The following is a 14,127-nucleotide window of genomic DNA, read 5'->3' on the forward strand; positions in this document are numbered from 1 at the left end:
CTCTGGAGATTTTCTTCTTGAATAGCGTCTAAATCAGGTCGCGTCGCGGGCGGGGCGGCGCTTGAGCGCAGGTGTTTCACCCCAACGCTCGACAACGCCCACATCGATGTCGAAAAGATCGAGCGCGCGTCCGACCGTGTGGTCGACCATGTCGTCGAGACTGTCGGGCTTTGCATAGAACGCCGGCACCGGCGGCGCGATGATCGCGCCCATCTCGGACAGCGCCGTCATGGTGCGCAGGTGACCGGTGTGAAGCGGCGTCTCTCGAACCATCAGGATCAGACGACGCCTTTCCTTCAGCGTCACGTCGGCTGCGCGCGTCAGGAGCGTGGTTGTCACACCCGAGGCAATTTCCGACATGGAACGCATTGAACATGGCGCGACGATCATGCCCATGGTCCGGAACGACCCGCTCGAGATCGATGCAGCCATATCGTCGATGGAATGAGTGGTGTGCGCGATCGCCTTCACATCTGCGATCTTGAGCGATGTTTCGTAGGCGAACGTGATCTCGGCGGTTTTTGACATCACGAGATGCGTTTCAACCCCGGCGTTCCGCAGCAATTGAAGCAATCGCACGCCGTACACGACACCTGAAGCACCGGAAATACCGACGATGAGACGTCGTTGCGAAGAAACCATCACCGGCCCGACCTTAAGGTTAGGAATTTGGCGGCGCTGCCCTCATTGGAACCAGCCCGCGTGGATCGCCAAAGGCTACGCAGATGGGGCAATCAACACAAATAATAGATATTGATTTTATCAATCACTATAATTGATGATAGAGATCGAGGCGGCTTGTTCCGAGAGGACCCGAATGGACTTCAAGCAGATGCAGTACTTCCTTTGCCTTGCACAGGAAGGCAACGTGACCCGCGCGGCGCGACAGCTGAATATCGTTCAGCCCGCGCTCAGCATGCAGATCGCGAAGCTTGAGCGGTCCTTTGGCAAAAAGCTTTTTCATCGGTCGGCACACGGCGTCTCGCTAACGCCGGCAGGCGAAAAACTAGCAGGCCTTGCAGGCTCGATCATACAAAACGTCGATCATGCGCGCGACGAAATGGCACGCCTGGATGGTAAAATCTCCGGGCGCGTCAGCATCGGGATGATCACGTCCGCCGCTCAAAGCACGCTCGCCTCGTCATCTGCGAAGATCGCCGCGATGTACCCCGAGATCCAGCTTCTGGTCTGCGAGGGCTATACCGACGTGCTGCTCGAATGGGTTCTCGCAGGCCAGCTCGATATCGCTATCGTGAACATGCCCCCGGGGAAGACGCCACAGAAAGCCCGCCACATTCTCGACGAGGAAATGATGCTTGCGCGCGGCCCCATGAATAAAGTCACCCTCCCCGGCGTCGTGCCTTACCGGCGACTGAAGGATCTGGACATCGTCATCCCATCGCGGCGGCACGGCTTGCGGCGTATTCTCGACGCAACCGCAGCCGAGATCGATATCACCCTGAAACCCCGGCTGGAGATCGATACGCTGTCGGCAGTTTGCGAAGTCGTGGCAACCACCGATCTTGTGTCAGTGCTGCCGGGAATCGCGTTGTATCCGCACCTCGCCGCCGGACGCGTCGAGGCCTACCGTCTTGGCAAGCCGGGAATCGTGAGGACGGTGGCCTGGGTCACCCATCCGCGCCGCATCGTGTCGGCCGCAATGTCAGCGGTCATGGAGATCATTTCCAATGATCTTTCAAACGCGGCGACCTCCGCCTCGCGTCTCGTCAAACGAAAGATTGGCTAGACCGCAATCACGTCCATTAGCCGGCTCTTGTCAGCGTCATTTCTGGCGTCTCCCGCCAGGACGACCGCCCCGCGCTCGATCGCGTAAAAGCGATCCGACACGCTGAGCGCGCCACCGACGTTTTGCTCGACGAGCAGGACAATCGCCCCACTCGCTTTCATTTCCTGGATGATCGCGAAAATGTCGGCGACAATCATCGGCGCGAGACCTTCGCTCGGCTCATCGATCAACGCCAGTTTCGGGCGGCCGATCATAATGCGGGCCATTGCAAGCATCTGCTGCTCGCCGCCGGACAGCGTCGTGCCGGCCTGCCGCCGCCGCTCGGCGAGACGCGGCATGCGCTGGTAGATGCGGTCGATTTCCGCGTTCTCCTCGGCGCGCGAACGCCCCTTACGCTGCATCAGGCCCAGCTTGAGATTTTCCTCAACACTCAGGCCGGGAAAGATGCGCCTGTCTTCCGGCACAAAGCCGACCCCGTGGCGGCAAACGCCATCCGGTTCGAGGCCATCAAGACGCGCACCGTCGAGGACGATTTCGCCGCCGCTTGGAGCAACCCAACCCGCGATCGTTTTCATAAGCGTCGTTTTGCCGACGCCGTTGCGCCCGAAGATGCCGACGACCTCGCCGGGGCGCGCTTCCATGCTCACACCCTGAATAACGTGGGAGAGCCCGTAATGAACGTGAAGATTATCGATCTTGAACATCAGGCATGTCCAAAGTAAGCGGCCTTGACGGCCGGATCGGCCCGCACGACGGCAGGCGCGCCCTCAGCAAGCTTTTTTCCCTGGTGCATCACCACGATGTGGTTGGAAATATCCATCACCACACCAATGTCATGCTCGATCAGGAGGATAGTAACGTCGTTAGCCAGATCGCGGATCAGCCGGGCCGTATCTGCTGTGTCCGCATGGCTCATACCCTGCGTCGGCTCGTCGAGCAGGAGAATCGACGGCTCGGCAGCCAGCGCCACGGCGATCTCCAGCCGTCGCTGTTCGCCGTGAGACAGTGCGCCGGCAAGTTCCCCGACTTTGGCAGCAAGCGAAAAACGCTCGACCAATGCATCGACACGGGCAAGCGCCCGATCACTGCGTTGGACCGGCAGCCATAACCGGCGCGACGGTTCGAGCCGCTGCGCCGCGAGCCTCAGATTCTCAAACACCGTGAGTTCAAAGAACAGGTTCGTGATCTGGAACGACCGGCCAAGGCCGGCCCGCTGCATAAGATGCGGCGGCGCTCCGGTTCGATCCACGTTTCCAAGAACGACACGCCCGGCGTTCGGCCGGATGAGTCCGCTGATCAGATTGAACAGCGTTGATTTCCCGGCGCCGTTCGGGCCAATCACGGTGGTAATCGCATTTTGTTCGGCGGCGAAGGAGACACCATCCACAGCACGGATTCCGCCAAACGCGACGCCGAGGTCGTGAACCTGAAGCACAGCCGTCATCGCCCGCCCCCACCCAGCATGCGTTCAATAGATGGCCGGATCAGTCCCATCAGGCCCTTCGGCAGGAAGATCACGACAATCATGAACATCAGGCCGATGACGATCAGATGATGTTCGGTCATCGAACCAATAACGGATTTCAGCACGGTCAGAATGACGCTGCCGTACAGCGCACCGGCCAGCGTACCGACACCGCCGGTCACCACCGTGATCACCGCATTTCCCGAGGTGCTGAAGAACAGCAATTCCGGCGAGACGAAACCACGCAGCATCGGATAGAGAGCCCCCGACAAAGCGGCTACCACAGCCGAGAGAATGTAGGCTGCCACGCGGGCGTTGCGGGTCGAGTAGCCAAGAAACGGGACGCGGCGCTCGTTCGCGCGCAGCGCGACCAGAATGCGCCCGAACGGCGTATCGAGAAGATAGGCACTCACCAGATACAGTATGACAATGAAACCAAGCGTGAAGATGAAGAAGCCGGCCGGCGAATTCGACATCACCGTGCCGAGACCAAGATTGACGGGCACGATCGGCACGCCGATCAGTCCGTCCGACGCTCCGAGCGAGCGGGTATTGTAGACAGCGCGCGCTGCAACCTGCGCGAGGCCGAATGTCACCAGCGCAAAATAAACCCCGCGAACACGGTTTGCGATCAATCCGGCGACAGCCCCCACAATGAGCGAGACTGCCAGCACCGCCCCCATCGCAGCCCAGAAGGACGGAACTTCCTTGAGCATCAGCGCGGACACATACGCACCAAGACCGAAATAGAGCGCCTGCCCAAGCGACAGCAATCCGGTATAGCCCAAGAGGATATCGACGGAGAGCGCTAGGCCGGCGAATATCAAAGCTTCAGTCGCAAGCCGCAGGAAAAACGTGTCGCCCATTGCTGCGCCGATGGCGGCGAAGATCAGGGACGCAGCAACGAACACCGCCACAAGAACATGGCTCGCCCGCATGGCGAGACCGAGACGATCGATCATCGGCTCCTGCCGCACGTGTGCCGGGTTATCCATGACCAAGCCGCCCAAACAGACCCTGCGGCCTAACCACCAGCACGAGCACCATGATGCTGAAAACGATCGGATCGCTCCAGACCGGCGAAACGATCAGGCTTGAGATCGCCTGCACCTGCGTGATCAACAACCCTGCGATCACAGCGCCGGCGATCGAACCCATGCCGCCGACGATCACGACCGTGAATGCGAGAAAGATGAAATCCCGCCCCATGGTCGGAAACACGGAATAGATCGGCGCAAGCAAGACGCCCGCAAGGCCAGCAAGCGCTACACCAAACGCAAAGGTCCACGCAAAGACGCGCTTCACGGGCACACCAAGCGAGGCTGCCATGTTACGGTCGAATGCCGCTGCCCGCACAAGCGCGCCGAGTCGCGTTTTATTGATGATGAGAGCCACCGCGCCGACGATGGCAAAACCGATAACGATCAGGAACAACCGGTATGTCGGCAGCAGCACGCCCATTACTTCGACCGCGCCCGAGATGGGCGTCGGGGGCCGCTGCGTATTCGGGCCGAACACGACCTTCAGCCCTTCCTCGATCACGAGGCCAAGACCGAACGTCAGAAGCAGCGTCGTCACGTGCCGATCTGGTAAATTGAAGACGCGCTGAATCAGGCCGCGCTCTACCGCGTAACCAATGGGCAGCATCAGCAGCGGCACGAGCACAAGGAGTATCCAGAAGCTGACGCCGGACGCCCCCAATGCAAGCGCCAGATAAGCCCCCACGGCATAGAATTCGCCGTGGGACATATTGATGACGTCGAGCAAACCGAAAATGATCGTCAGACCAATTGCCACAAGAACCACAGCGACCCCGAGAGCCAGTCCCGTGATCATCTGTGGCGCAAGAACGAATTGCCCGTATTCCAACAATCCGGTCATCCGGAACCACCATCCGCCTGTCGATGTTTCAGTTGCTGTTAATTATCCGGCAGCGGGGACGCAACTCAATCAGTTGCCGCCCCACTCTCCGTTGTTGTGGATACGTTAGAAGCGCTTGCAGTCATCCGGTCCAATGGCTTCCTCGCCGCTGACATCGCCAACGATCTTGAACTGGCCACCGCTGACGCGAACGACGTACATCGGCTGAATCGCCTGATGATCGCCGCCGCGCATGGTCTTCTTGCCCTGCGGCGTCATCCACTCGAGGTCTTTCATCGCCGCCCGCACCTTGTCGGTTTCGGTCGACTTCGCCTTCTCGACGGCGGCCTTGTAGAAGTAGATCAGTCCATAGCTATCGGCGCCGTAGAGATCCGGATCGGATTTGTTCGCCGCCTTGAATGCTTCGACGAACTTCTTGTTCTCAGGCGAGTCGATCTGCGTCGAGTAGCCCACGCCGGTGCCGAAACCATCCGCCGCTGCACCAATGGCAGCAATGTTCTGCGACGTCACCGTTCCCGATGCGCCGACGACCAGCAGATTTCCAAGAAGACCAAAATCCTGCAACTGGGTGAGAAGTCGGACGGTATCGTTGCCCGCAACCGACGTGTAGAGCACTTCCGGTTTGGCCGAGCGCAACTGGCCGAAGTATTGCGTATAGTCCTTGCTGTCGAGCGGCGCGAAGACTTCGCCGGCCGACGTTGCGCCGAGGCCTTCGACCGTCTTCTTGAAAGTTGCGACAGTGGAGCGGCCCATTTCATAATCAGGCCCCAGGAAGTAGACCTTCGCCTTTGGCTTCTGCTTGGACACCCAGGCGGCGAGCGCAGTAGACTGCTGACCGGCGCGCGCATTCACGCGGAATACATTCGGCGAACACTTATCTGCCGTGATCGAATCCGCAAACGACACGGTCGTCGCGATCAGTTTGCCTGCCCGCTCCGCGGTCTGACCGACGGCCAGCGTCGAGCCTGAGTTCACGGTCCCGGTGAGAAAATCGACCTTCTGCACCTCGAACAGCTTTTCAGCCTTCTGCACGGCAACGGACGGATTTGCTTCTTCGTCTTCGAAAATCAGCTGCACCTGGCGGCCCGCGATGCCGCCCGCAGCGTTGACTTCCTTGGTTGCAAGCTCAAGTCCCCAGCGCACCTGCTGACCGATCGGGGAATACGTGCCGGACAACGGTGTAACGACACCAATCTTGATCGGATCGGCGCCAAACGCAGGAGCGGTAAGTGCGGTGGCTGCGAGAAATCCCGCGAGCAATTTTGTTTTGATCATCGGCTCAACTCCCTAAAGGTGATTGGATATCCGCTTTTGCGGATTTATCGTCTTGGTTTGAGTTCACGGATGTTCGCGGAGAACTTTGCGCCGGGAGAACATCTCGAATGGAGATTCTGCCCTGACGCTTAGACCGCAATCATTCAGCGAGAAAAATCGCCATCCATTCAACTGGATTGCTGCGTGATCCGAGCGCGTCTGAAAATTGATGTGTGGCGATAGCCGCCATACCGTCACCTCTCCACAACCGCGCACTTCTCGACGCATGGAGGGCATTTGCCAAAATGCAACGGCGAGCGGCGATACCGTGCGTTCTTACAATTTACCAATCAGTCTCATAAAGTTCGCTGCACCGCAGAATGGCTCAGGGCTTGGCAATGGCGCGAATTTGGCGCGCCATTCAGAACAAAACTATGAACTCATATTTCATTGAAATCGCTATATAACCAGCGAAGCGGCCCACGGCGGCGCCCGCTTGGCAGCGGTAACCGGCTTTCCATCAGCGCAGATAGCTGTGCAGTCGCCTACTTTCGCCAGCAGGCACGATCTCGGCCTTCTTTCCGGTAGCGTTAAACTGCTTGAGATAGGCGACAATATCGTCGATTTGCTTGGGATCCTTGAGGCCCGGGAAAATCATCTTGGTGCCCGGCACTTTCGCCTTCGGATCCTTGATGTATTCACGGAAGGTCGCCTCGTCCCAAGTGATACCGGAATTCTTGTTCGCGGGCGAATAGTTGAAGCCTTCAATCGTCCCGGACTTACGCCCGAACAACCCGTTGAGTACAGGGCCGACCGCGTTCTTTGCACTCTCACCGATCTGATGGCACGCTTTGCATTGAGCAAAAACCTTCTCACCCGCAGCTGCATCCTGGGCGGAGGCGGAAACGGTCGAGAGGAATCCTGCTGCGATGGCTAGAACGAAAATGCGCATGTGACCACTCCATGGCTGACAAACGGTACGGCCAAAAAACGAATCTAAAGCGAGCGCAGTTGGCTGGTCAGCCGAGCGACGTGATGATTTCCCGATAAGCCGCCTCAGGAAATGCCTTCAGGGTCCGCGTCCGAATGTTACCCATCATTCCAAGCTGGAGGTTGAAACGCGCGGCGACTGCATCGTCCGGGGCTTCATAAATCGCGACGATGTCGTAGTCGCCCATGGTCAGGAAAAACAATTTGAACTCGCCGTCCATATCCTTGAGAGCTTTCTTCGCCGCGTCCAAACGACGTGGCGAGTCCTTCACACTTTGGACGCCTTTGTCGGTCCAGTTTGCAAGCATAACATAGGTGGTCATCGCAGTCCTCCCTGCGCACGAGGCCCCCGCTTCTACGCTCCTGACTTGAAGAACACGATCCGGGTCAGCAGCGTGTAATCCGACTCAAGCACCATGATGGCCACGAAGACCAACAGCGCCAGTGGCGGAAGCAGGATAGCATAACTCAATGCCAGCCGCTCCCAGGCCATATGCATGAAGACGGCAACAATCAAACCGGCCTTCGCAACCATGAACAGCAGGATCAGCGACCAGCGAAGGTATCCGTGAACGCCGAAATAATCGACGAGATAAGAGCAGGCGCTCAGCACAAACAGCCATGCCCAGACCACGAGGTACAGCTTGATCGGATGTTGTTGTCCTTCGGCATGTGCAGCAGCCGGTGCTGCGGCAGGTGCCGCATGAGAAACTCCGTTCATCGTGACTTCAGCCATGTGTGTCACCTCACCACAAATAGAAAAATGCAAAGATAAATACCCACACCAGATCGACGAAATGCCAGTACAGCCCGGTGATTTCGACGATCTCGTAATGTCCCTTCCGGCTCGTGAAAAAGCCGCGCCGCTCGGTGTCGAAATCCCCGCGCCAGACTTTTCGTGCGATGATAATCAGGAAGATCACGCCGATGGTGACGTGCGTTCCGTGGAAACCCGTAATCATGAAGAAGCATGAGCCGAACTGCGCCGCCCCCCACGGGTTCTCCCATGGCCGGACACCCTCCATGATCAGCTTTGTCCACTCAAAGGCCTGCATGCCGACGAACATTGCACCAAACGCAGCGGTCACCAGCATCAGTATCGCGGTTTTGCGGCGATCGCGGCGGTAGCCGTAGTTGACAGCCATGGCCATGGTGCCGCTGCTGCTGATCAGGACGAAGGTCATGATCGCAATCAGAATGAGCGGAATATGATGTCCCGCGATCTCCAGAGCGAAAACCTCACTGGGATTCGGCCACGGTACCGTCGTGGACATGCGCGCCGTCATGTACGACAGCAGGAAGCAACCGAAGATAAAGGTGTCGCTGAGGAGGAAGATCCACATCATGGCCTTACCCCACGAGACGTCCTTGAACGCGCGCTGATCCGAAGACCAGTCGGCGACAATGCCTCGCACCCCTGCAGGCCGCGCTCGGGTTTGTTGTCCGGCGTTTGTCAGCGCAGTTTCAGCCATTGCGCTCACCTCTCCTTATGTCAACAACTGGCGGCAAATGGCGGCAAAATCGTCCGCCCAGCCCGTCAATAACGCAAGCAGGATCAGCCAAACCAGCAGCAGGAAGTGCCAGTACATGGTGCACAGTTCAACGCTCAGGCGCAGCCGCGAAGCTTCGATACCACGCCATGCCTTCGCGGTGGTTCTGCCCAGCACTGCGAGGCCGCCGAGTACATGCAGCCCATGAACTGCGGTGATGAGATAGAAGAATGCATTGGCCGGATTGGCCGTCGGAAGATAGCCGGCGGCGTTGAGCTGCTGCCACGCCAGCAACTGACCAGTCACGAACACAACAGAGGAGATACCTCCCGCAAGCAGACCAATCAGCACATTGTCGCTGTCGTCCCGGCGTGCCGCAACCTGAGCCCATTGCAACGCTGCGCTGCTCACAATCAGAACGCCGGTATTGAACCATAACAACCTTGGCACGGGCAACGAGCGCCAGTCGGTCAGATCCATACGCATCGAGTACGCGCTGATGAAGAGCGCGAACAGCGAGCCGACAACCGCGAGAAACACACCCAGCCCAATTTTTTCCGGCGGCAGTAACGAAGCGCCCCCGCCGGGAAAATCGCCAATCGATCCTTCCTCCAGCCAGGGTTTCGCATTCAGGCGTTGCTGCGAGAGCCACCATCCTGCAATGGCGGCCAATCCAGCCATGAACAGGATGATCGCAGTCATGCGTGAGCTCCCTTCCCTGTTAATGCGGATGGCGGCTCATTCTGCGGGATGAAATCCCGCGCAGCTCCCGGAACGCTGTAATCGTAAGCCCAGCGATACACGACGGGGAGTTCTTTGCCCCAGTTGCCATGTGCTGGCGGCGTCTGCGGCGTTTGCCATTCCAGCGTGGTAGCCTTCCACGGGTTGCCGCCTGCCTCTTTGCCTTTGCGCAGGCTCCAGAACAGATTGAACACGAACATAAGTTGAGCGAACCCGACAACCAAGGCCGCCACGCTCATGAACGCGTTGAGATCATGCGCGGATGCCGGGACGAACGCCGTCTCCCCGATGTCATGATAGCGGCGCGGCACACCCAGCAGACCGAGATAGTGCATGGGGAAGAAAATTGCATAGGCTCCCAGGAACGTGACCCAAAAGTGGACCTTGCCCAGCCAGTCGTTGAGCATCCGTCCGGTGACTTTCGGATACCAATGATAGATCGCGCCAAACACGACCATGATCGGCGCCACGCCCATCACCATATGGAAATGAGCGACGACAAACATCGTATCGGATAGCGGAACGTCGACGACAACGTTGCCAAGGAACAGGCCGGTCAGCCCGCCGTTGACGAACGTAACGATGAAGCCGAGCGCGAACAGCATCGGCACGGTCAGATGGATGTCGCCGCGCCACAGGGTCAGAACCCAGTTATAGACCTTGATGGCTGTCGGGATAGCGATGATCAGCGTCGTCGTTGCGAAGAAGAACCCAAATTTCGGATTCATGCCGCTGACATACATGTGGTGCGCCCACACCACGAAGCTTAGCGCGCCTATCCCGACGATCGCCCAGACCATCATCCGATAACCGAAGATGTTCTTTCTCGCATGCGTACTGATCAGGTCAGAAACAATCCCGAATGCCGGCAGCGCAACGATATAGACCTCGGGATGGCCGAAGAACCAGAACAGATGCTGGAATAACAGCGGGCTGCCGCCGCCGTACTTCATCTGCTGGCCCATCTCCACGAGTGTTGGCATGAAGAAGCTGGTGCCGAGAAGCCGGTCCAGAAGCATCATCACCGAGGCGACGAACAACGCAGGAAAGGCGAGCAGCGCCATCACTGTCGCCGTGAAAATTCCCCACACCGTCAGCGGCATCCGCATCAGCGTCATTCCGCGCGTACGGGCCTGCAGCACGGTCACCACATAGTTCAAGCCGCCCATGGTGAAGCCAATAATGAACAGGATCAGCGACAACAGCATCATAATGATGCCCGCTTCCTGCCCCGGCGTGCCGGAGAGAACCGCCTGCGGCGGATACAACGTCCATCCGGCGCCGGTCGGACCACCCGGAGCGAAGAACGCCGCAACCAGCACCAGCACGGCAAGCAGATAGATCCAGTAGCTCAGCATGTTCGCGTACGGGAACACCATGTCGCGCGCGCCGACCATCAGCGGGATAAGGTAGTTTCCGAAGCCGCCCAGAAACAGCGCGGTGAGCAGATAAATCACCATGATCATGCCGTGCATGGTGATGAACTGGAGATACTGGCTTGGATCGATAAACGAGAATGTGCCGGGAAATCCGAGTTGCAACCGCATAAGCCACGAGAGCACTAGCGCGACCATCCCGATCGCCATCGCGGTGAGCGAGTACTGAATGGCGATGACTTTGGCATCCTGCGAGAAGACGTACTTCGTCCACCAGCTATGCGGGTGATAGAGATCGACCTCTCCCACCTCAGCTGGCGGGATGCGTGCAACGACGTCAGACGGGACATCAACCATCGAAATGTCCTCCTTGGTCTTCCCTCTATTGCGCGAAGAGTTAGCGTCACAGATGTGCGGCGCCTCCTCGTCGGTATTTTCATTCGCTGCCTGTCTTGTAAGTCGCTTTCATAATATTGCGCTGACCAGACAGTTCCGCGAACGTCTGTTGCTGCTCCAGCCACGCATGATAATCTTTCTCTTCCTGAACGATGACCTTGCCCCGCATCTGCGAGTGCGCAAGTCCGCAAAGTTCCGCGCAGAGTACCTCGAACGATCCCGTCCGCGTCGGTGTGAACCAGAAATATGTGACGGAGCCCGGCACCATATCCATCTTGGCGCGGAATTCCGGCACATAGAAATTGTGCAGAACATCGATCGATCGCAGCAGCACCTTGACCGGCTTGCCGATCGGCAGATGCAGATCTCCGTTTTCGATCACGATGTCATCCTGCCCGGCGGAATCCTTGGGGTTCAAGCCAAGCGGATTTTCGGCGCTGACGTTACGCGCGTCGGACGTCCCCATGCGACCGTCCTTGCCTGGGAGCCGGTAGCTCCAGCGCCACTGCTGGCCCATGACCTCGACCTCGGTCGCATCGGCCGGAACCGTGACAAACTGGTGCCAGACGACAAGACCGGGCGCCAACATCGCTCCAACGCCGACCGCAGTTCCGATGGTGAGCCACCATTCGAGTTTCTTGTTTTCCGGCTCGTAGGCTGCCTGCCTTCCCTCCTTGTGATGAAAGCGGAAGACGCAATAAGCCATGAACGCGACGATCGCGAAGAAAACGATGCCCGTGATCCAGAATGTCATGGTGATTGTGTCGTCGATGTAACGCCAGTTTGAAGCAATCGGCGTCCACCACCACGGGCTCCAGAGGTGAAACGCCACCGAGGCGACCGCGACCAAAAGCAGTATGAGCGCTACAGCCATCCCTTGTTCATCCTTGCCTTGTGAGGCTACGGACAAGACTTAAGGCGCATGACTCATGTCGGCATGGATGGCATACTTCAAGCTCGCCATCGCGATGCTGGCCGCCTTGCCCTTAACCGGTCGCAACATCGAACTCGACTTGAGCAATCATCTTGTCGAGTTCAGTTCTGCGAAGACGTCGCGACCGCTGGTGTCAACGAACGATGGGCATTTTACCACTACAGGATGTTCCCCGGCAGGCTTGGTTGTCAATAGACCGGTTTGTCCGATGGCAATGCCACAACGCACTCGCTGCACAATTTACTCGCTGAGAGACTGAACGTGGCAGCCGCGCCGCGATACCGCATTGCAATCGAGCAACACACATAAGCTCGCGCCGCGCAACGGAACATCGACAGCTCATTGCAGGTTGGAACACAGTGTGCAGATGCACAACAGATCTAACAGCACGTGCTATTGTTTTCGAATTGCGCTATGCTGTGCTCTACAGGTCGCGACTGGTTTTGCTTGGCAAAGATCTTTTCGTGAGCTTGGCCGCCTTGCCAGACGTGGTCGCGATTTCTGCGCACGAAGGCGATTGAACGTCGCGGAAAAGGTGACGCCCAATCTCGCCGGTGCAACACATGTGCAAACACATGGAGATTGCGACCATGGCCATACCGTATACCGACACACGAATTGCGCCAGCCGCCGCCCCTGTCGTTCGCAACATTGGCTTCTCCGACCTGCGTGACGCGCTACGGCTCGGCTGGGAAGACTTCAAGGCAATTCCAAGTCACGCGATTATCCTGTGCATCATCTATCCCGTCCTTGGGCTTGTGATAGCCAGGACGGTGCTGGGCTATTCAGTATTGCCGCTCCTGTTCCCGCTGGCCGCAGGATTCGCATTGATTGGGCCCTTCGCCGCGCTCGGTCTCTATGAATTGAGCCGCCGCCGCGAACGCGGTGAAGAGCCTTCAGCGTGGCACGCGTTTGGCGTTCTGAGGGCGCCATCCTTCGGAGCCATGCTCGGACTTGGCGCAATCCTGCTCATCCTGTTCCTGGTTTGGGTCGCCACTGCGAATGCCATTTATGTCAGCATCTTCGGCAACACCCCTGCTGCAAGCATTCCTGATTTCACCTCACGCATTTTTACGACCACGGAGGGATTAACGCTCGTCGTCGTAGGATGCGGCGTCGGCTTCCTGTTCGCTGTTGTTGCCTTATGCATCAGTGTTGTGGCGTTTCCGCTGATGCTCGACCGGCATGCGAACGTGACGGATGCGATCCAGACCTCGCTGCGGGTCGTGATGAAAAACCCCGTTGCGATGGCAGCATGGGGACTAATCGTTGCCGCGCTGCTGGTGATCGGCTCAATACCGTTGTTTCTTGGTCTCGCCGTCGTTCTGCCGGTGCTCGGTCACGCAACCTGGCATCTTTATCGCAAGGCGCTGGAGCCAGATCCAAATCCATACCAGGAACCACCCCGGCCGCCGAAAGGACGGCGCTACGCGGCAGATTTCCCGGCCTCACTCTTCCCGTGGGGCCGCGACAAGCCATAATTCGAAACGAACCATCGGGGACGCACGTTGACGAGCCGGACTGGTTGGCTGGCGACCCAGTGATGATCGGAACAGTCTCCGGCGGAATTCCCTGCTTACAGGGATTTCTAACATTCCAAAACTTCAGAAGACGATTTTTTATCGAAAAACTGCTGCGCTGCAGCGGCTTTCGGGAACTCCCTGCGCGAGTTAACAGGGAAAGAATTTGGCAGATCAGGTAATTTGGAACAAGAACAGCGAATTTTTCCTGCAAATGCAGCCGCATGAGGTTTTCGGCACGCACAGCTGGCTGGCAGTCAATCTGCGAACTTTTCGGACGGATTGCGTCGGAAAACAGAGCAAAATCCACCGCTGCTACGTCGCAAACGTCTC

Annotated in this window: 15 protein-coding genes and 1 pseudogene; 3 read left to right on the plus strand and 13 right to left on the minus strand. The window is 58.1% G+C overall.

Going from position 1 to position 14,127, the window contains the following annotated elements; genetic code table 11:
• Positions 1 to 33: 33 nt before the first annotated feature.
• Positions 34 to 642 carry a UbiX family flavin prenyltransferase gene (locus AC07UB_RS04220; RefSeq protein ID WP_494652074.1) on the minus strand — a complete coding sequence of 203 codons (609 nt, stop codon included), beginning with the start codon at positions 640 to 642 and terminating at the stop codon, positions 34 to 36.
• A 190-nt stretch (positions 643 to 832) separates the two neighbouring features.
• Here AC07UB_RS04220 and AC07UB_RS04225 point away from each other — a divergent pair.
• Together AC07UB_RS04225 and AC07UB_RS04230 are read left to right on the plus strand one after the other, a co-directional pair.
• A pseudogene (locus tag AC07UB_RS04225) lies at positions 833 to 943 on the plus strand (helix-turn-helix domain-containing protein); the annotation flags it as partial.
• Between the two features lie 117 nt (positions 944 to 1,060).
• Complete coding sequence (locus tag AC07UB_RS04230) at positions 1,061 to 1,747, plus strand: LysR family transcriptional regulator substrate-binding protein (protein WP_492792602.1); 687 nt, start codon at positions 1,061 to 1,063, stop codon at positions 1,745 to 1,747.
• Here AC07UB_RS04230 and AC07UB_RS04235 read toward each other — a convergent pair.
• The 12 genes from AC07UB_RS04235 to coxB form a co-directional block, all read right to left on the minus strand.
• A complete protein-coding gene (locus AC07UB_RS04235) occupies positions 1,744 to 2,451 on the minus strand; it encodes an ABC transporter ATP-binding protein (RefSeq protein WP_492788886.1) in 708 nt (235 codons plus the stop codon). The two genes, AC07UB_RS04230 and AC07UB_RS04235, sit on opposite strands and share 4 nt — an antisense overlap.
• Positions 2,451 to 3,191: an ABC transporter ATP-binding protein gene (locus AC07UB_RS04240; RefSeq protein ID WP_494652072.1), complete on the minus strand. Its 741-nt coding sequence runs from the start codon at positions 3,189 to 3,191 to the stop codon at positions 2,451 to 2,453. Before AC07UB_RS04240 ends, AC07UB_RS04235 begins: the two co-directional genes overlap by 1 nt.
• Positions 3,188 to 4,207 (minus strand): branched-chain amino acid ABC transporter permease, encoded by a 1,020-nt coding sequence (locus AC07UB_RS04245; RefSeq protein WP_494652070.1) that lies wholly within the window; start codon positions 4,205 to 4,207, stop codon positions 3,188 to 3,190. Before AC07UB_RS04245 ends, AC07UB_RS04240 begins: the two co-directional genes overlap by 4 nt.
• Entirely contained in the window at positions 4,200 to 5,093 is an 894-nt protein-coding gene (locus AC07UB_RS04250) for a branched-chain amino acid ABC transporter permease (protein WP_494652068.1), read from the minus strand. The genes AC07UB_RS04245 and AC07UB_RS04250 overlap by 8 nt, the downstream gene beginning before the upstream one ends.
• Positions 5,094 to 5,198: 105 nt before the next feature.
• The gene (locus AC07UB_RS04255) at positions 5,199 to 6,368 is read right to left on the minus strand and encodes an ABC transporter substrate-binding protein (protein WP_494652066.1); all 1,170 of its coding nucleotides are present in this window, start codon (positions 6,366 to 6,368) and stop codon (positions 5,199 to 5,201) included.
• A gap of 499 nt (positions 6,369 to 6,867) precedes the next feature.
• Complete coding sequence (locus AC07UB_RS04260; protein ID WP_494652064.1) at positions 6,868 to 7,299, minus strand: c-type cytochrome; 432 nt, start codon at positions 7,297 to 7,299, stop codon at positions 6,868 to 6,870.
• Between the two features lie 67 nt (positions 7,300 to 7,366).
• Entirely contained in the window at positions 7,367 to 7,660 is a 294-nt protein-coding gene (locus AC07UB_RS04265) for a GYD domain-containing protein (protein WP_492788880.1), read from the minus strand.
• Between the two features lie 32 nt (positions 7,661 to 7,692).
• Entirely contained in the window at positions 7,693 to 8,073 is a 381-nt protein-coding gene (locus AC07UB_RS04270; protein WP_492788879.1) for a cytochrome C oxidase subunit IV family protein, read from the minus strand.
• Between the two features lie 10 nt (positions 8,074 to 8,083).
• On the minus strand, positions 8,084 to 8,809 hold the full coding sequence (locus AC07UB_RS04275) for a heme-copper oxidase subunit III family protein (RefSeq protein ID WP_492788878.1): 726 nt from the start codon (positions 8,807 to 8,809) through the stop codon (positions 8,084 to 8,086).
• A gap of 15 nt (positions 8,810 to 8,824) precedes the next feature.
• Positions 8,825 to 9,529: a cytochrome c oxidase subunit 3 gene (locus AC07UB_RS04280; protein ID WP_492788877.1), complete on the minus strand. Its 705-nt coding sequence runs from the start codon at positions 9,527 to 9,529 to the stop codon at positions 8,825 to 8,827.
• On the minus strand, positions 9,526 to 11,301 hold the full coding sequence (gene ctaD, locus AC07UB_RS04285) for a cytochrome c oxidase subunit I (RefSeq protein WP_492788876.1): 1,776 nt from the start codon (positions 11,299 to 11,301) through the stop codon (positions 9,526 to 9,528). Before ctaD ends, AC07UB_RS04280 begins: the two co-directional genes overlap by 4 nt.
• Positions 11,302 to 11,380: 79 nt before the next feature.
• A complete protein-coding gene (gene coxB, locus AC07UB_RS04290) occupies positions 11,381 to 12,214 on the minus strand; it encodes a cytochrome c oxidase subunit II (RefSeq protein ID WP_492788875.1) in 834 nt (277 codons plus the stop codon).
• Between the two features lie 650 nt (positions 12,215 to 12,864).
• On the opposite strand from coxB, the gene AC07UB_RS04295 reads away from it, so the two are divergent.
• Complete coding sequence (locus AC07UB_RS04295) at positions 12,865 to 13,755, plus strand: DUF2189 domain-containing protein (protein WP_492792601.1); 891 nt, start codon at positions 12,865 to 12,867, stop codon at positions 13,753 to 13,755.
• Positions 13,756 to 14,127: the final 372 nt, after the last annotated feature.

The organism is Afipia sp. GW821-FHT04G03 (assembly GCF_059419985.1).

What these genes read in the sequence shown, in the direction of transcription:
- AC07UB_RS04220 (WP_494652074.1), bottom strand. Translation starts at nt 642, where the DNA reads ATGGTTTCTTCGCAACGACGTCTCATCGTCGGTATTTCCGGTGCTTCA.
- AC07UB_RS04230 (WP_492792602.1), top strand. Translation starts at nt 1,061, where the DNA reads ATGGCACGCCTGGATGGTAAAATCTCCGGGCGCGTCAGCATCGGGATG.
- AC07UB_RS04235 (WP_492788886.1), bottom strand. Translation starts at nt 2,451, where the DNA reads ATGTTCAAGATCGATAATCTTCACGTTCATTACGGGCTCTCCCACGTT.
- AC07UB_RS04240 (WP_494652072.1), bottom strand. Translation starts at nt 3,191, where the DNA reads ATGACGGCTGTGCTTCAGGTTCACGACCTCGGCGTCGCGTTTGGCGGA.
- AC07UB_RS04245 (WP_494652070.1), bottom strand. Translation starts at nt 4,207, where the DNA reads ATGGATAACCCGGCACACGTGCGGCAGGAGCCGATGATCGATCGTCTC.
- AC07UB_RS04250 (WP_494652068.1), bottom strand. Translation starts at nt 5,093, where the DNA reads ATGACCGGATTGTTGGAATACGGGCAATTCGTTCTTGCGCCACAGATG.
- AC07UB_RS04255 (WP_494652066.1), bottom strand. Translation starts at nt 6,368, where the DNA reads ATGATCAAAACAAAATTGCTCGCGGGATTTCTCGCAGCCACCGCACTT.
- AC07UB_RS04260 (WP_494652064.1), bottom strand. Translation starts at nt 7,299, where the DNA reads ATGCGCATTTTCGTTCTAGCCATCGCAGCAGGATTCCTCTCGACCGTT.
- AC07UB_RS04265 (WP_492788880.1), bottom strand. Translation starts at nt 7,660, where the DNA reads ATGACCACCTATGTTATGCTTGCAAACTGGACCGACAAAGGCGTCCAA.
- AC07UB_RS04270 (WP_492788879.1), bottom strand. Translation starts at nt 8,073, where the DNA reads ATGGCTGAAGTCACGATGAACGGAGTTTCTCATGCGGCACCTGCCGCA.
- AC07UB_RS04275 (WP_492788878.1), bottom strand. Translation starts at nt 8,809, where the DNA reads ATGGCTGAAACTGCGCTGACAAACGCCGGACAACAAACCCGAGCGCGG.
- AC07UB_RS04280 (WP_492788877.1), bottom strand. Translation starts at nt 9,529, where the DNA reads ATGACTGCGATCATCCTGTTCATGGCTGGATTGGCCGCCATTGCAGGA.
- ctaD (WP_492788876.1), bottom strand. Translation starts at nt 11,301, where the DNA reads ATGGTTGATGTCCCGTCTGACGTCGTTGCACGCATCCCGCCAGCTGAG.
- coxB (WP_492788875.1), bottom strand. Translation starts at nt 12,214, where the DNA reads ATGGCTGTAGCGCTCATACTGCTTTTGGTCGCGGTCGCCTCGGTGGCG.
- AC07UB_RS04295 (WP_492792601.1), top strand. Translation starts at nt 12,865, where the DNA reads ATGGCCATACCGTATACCGACACACGAATTGCGCCAGCCGCCGCCCCT.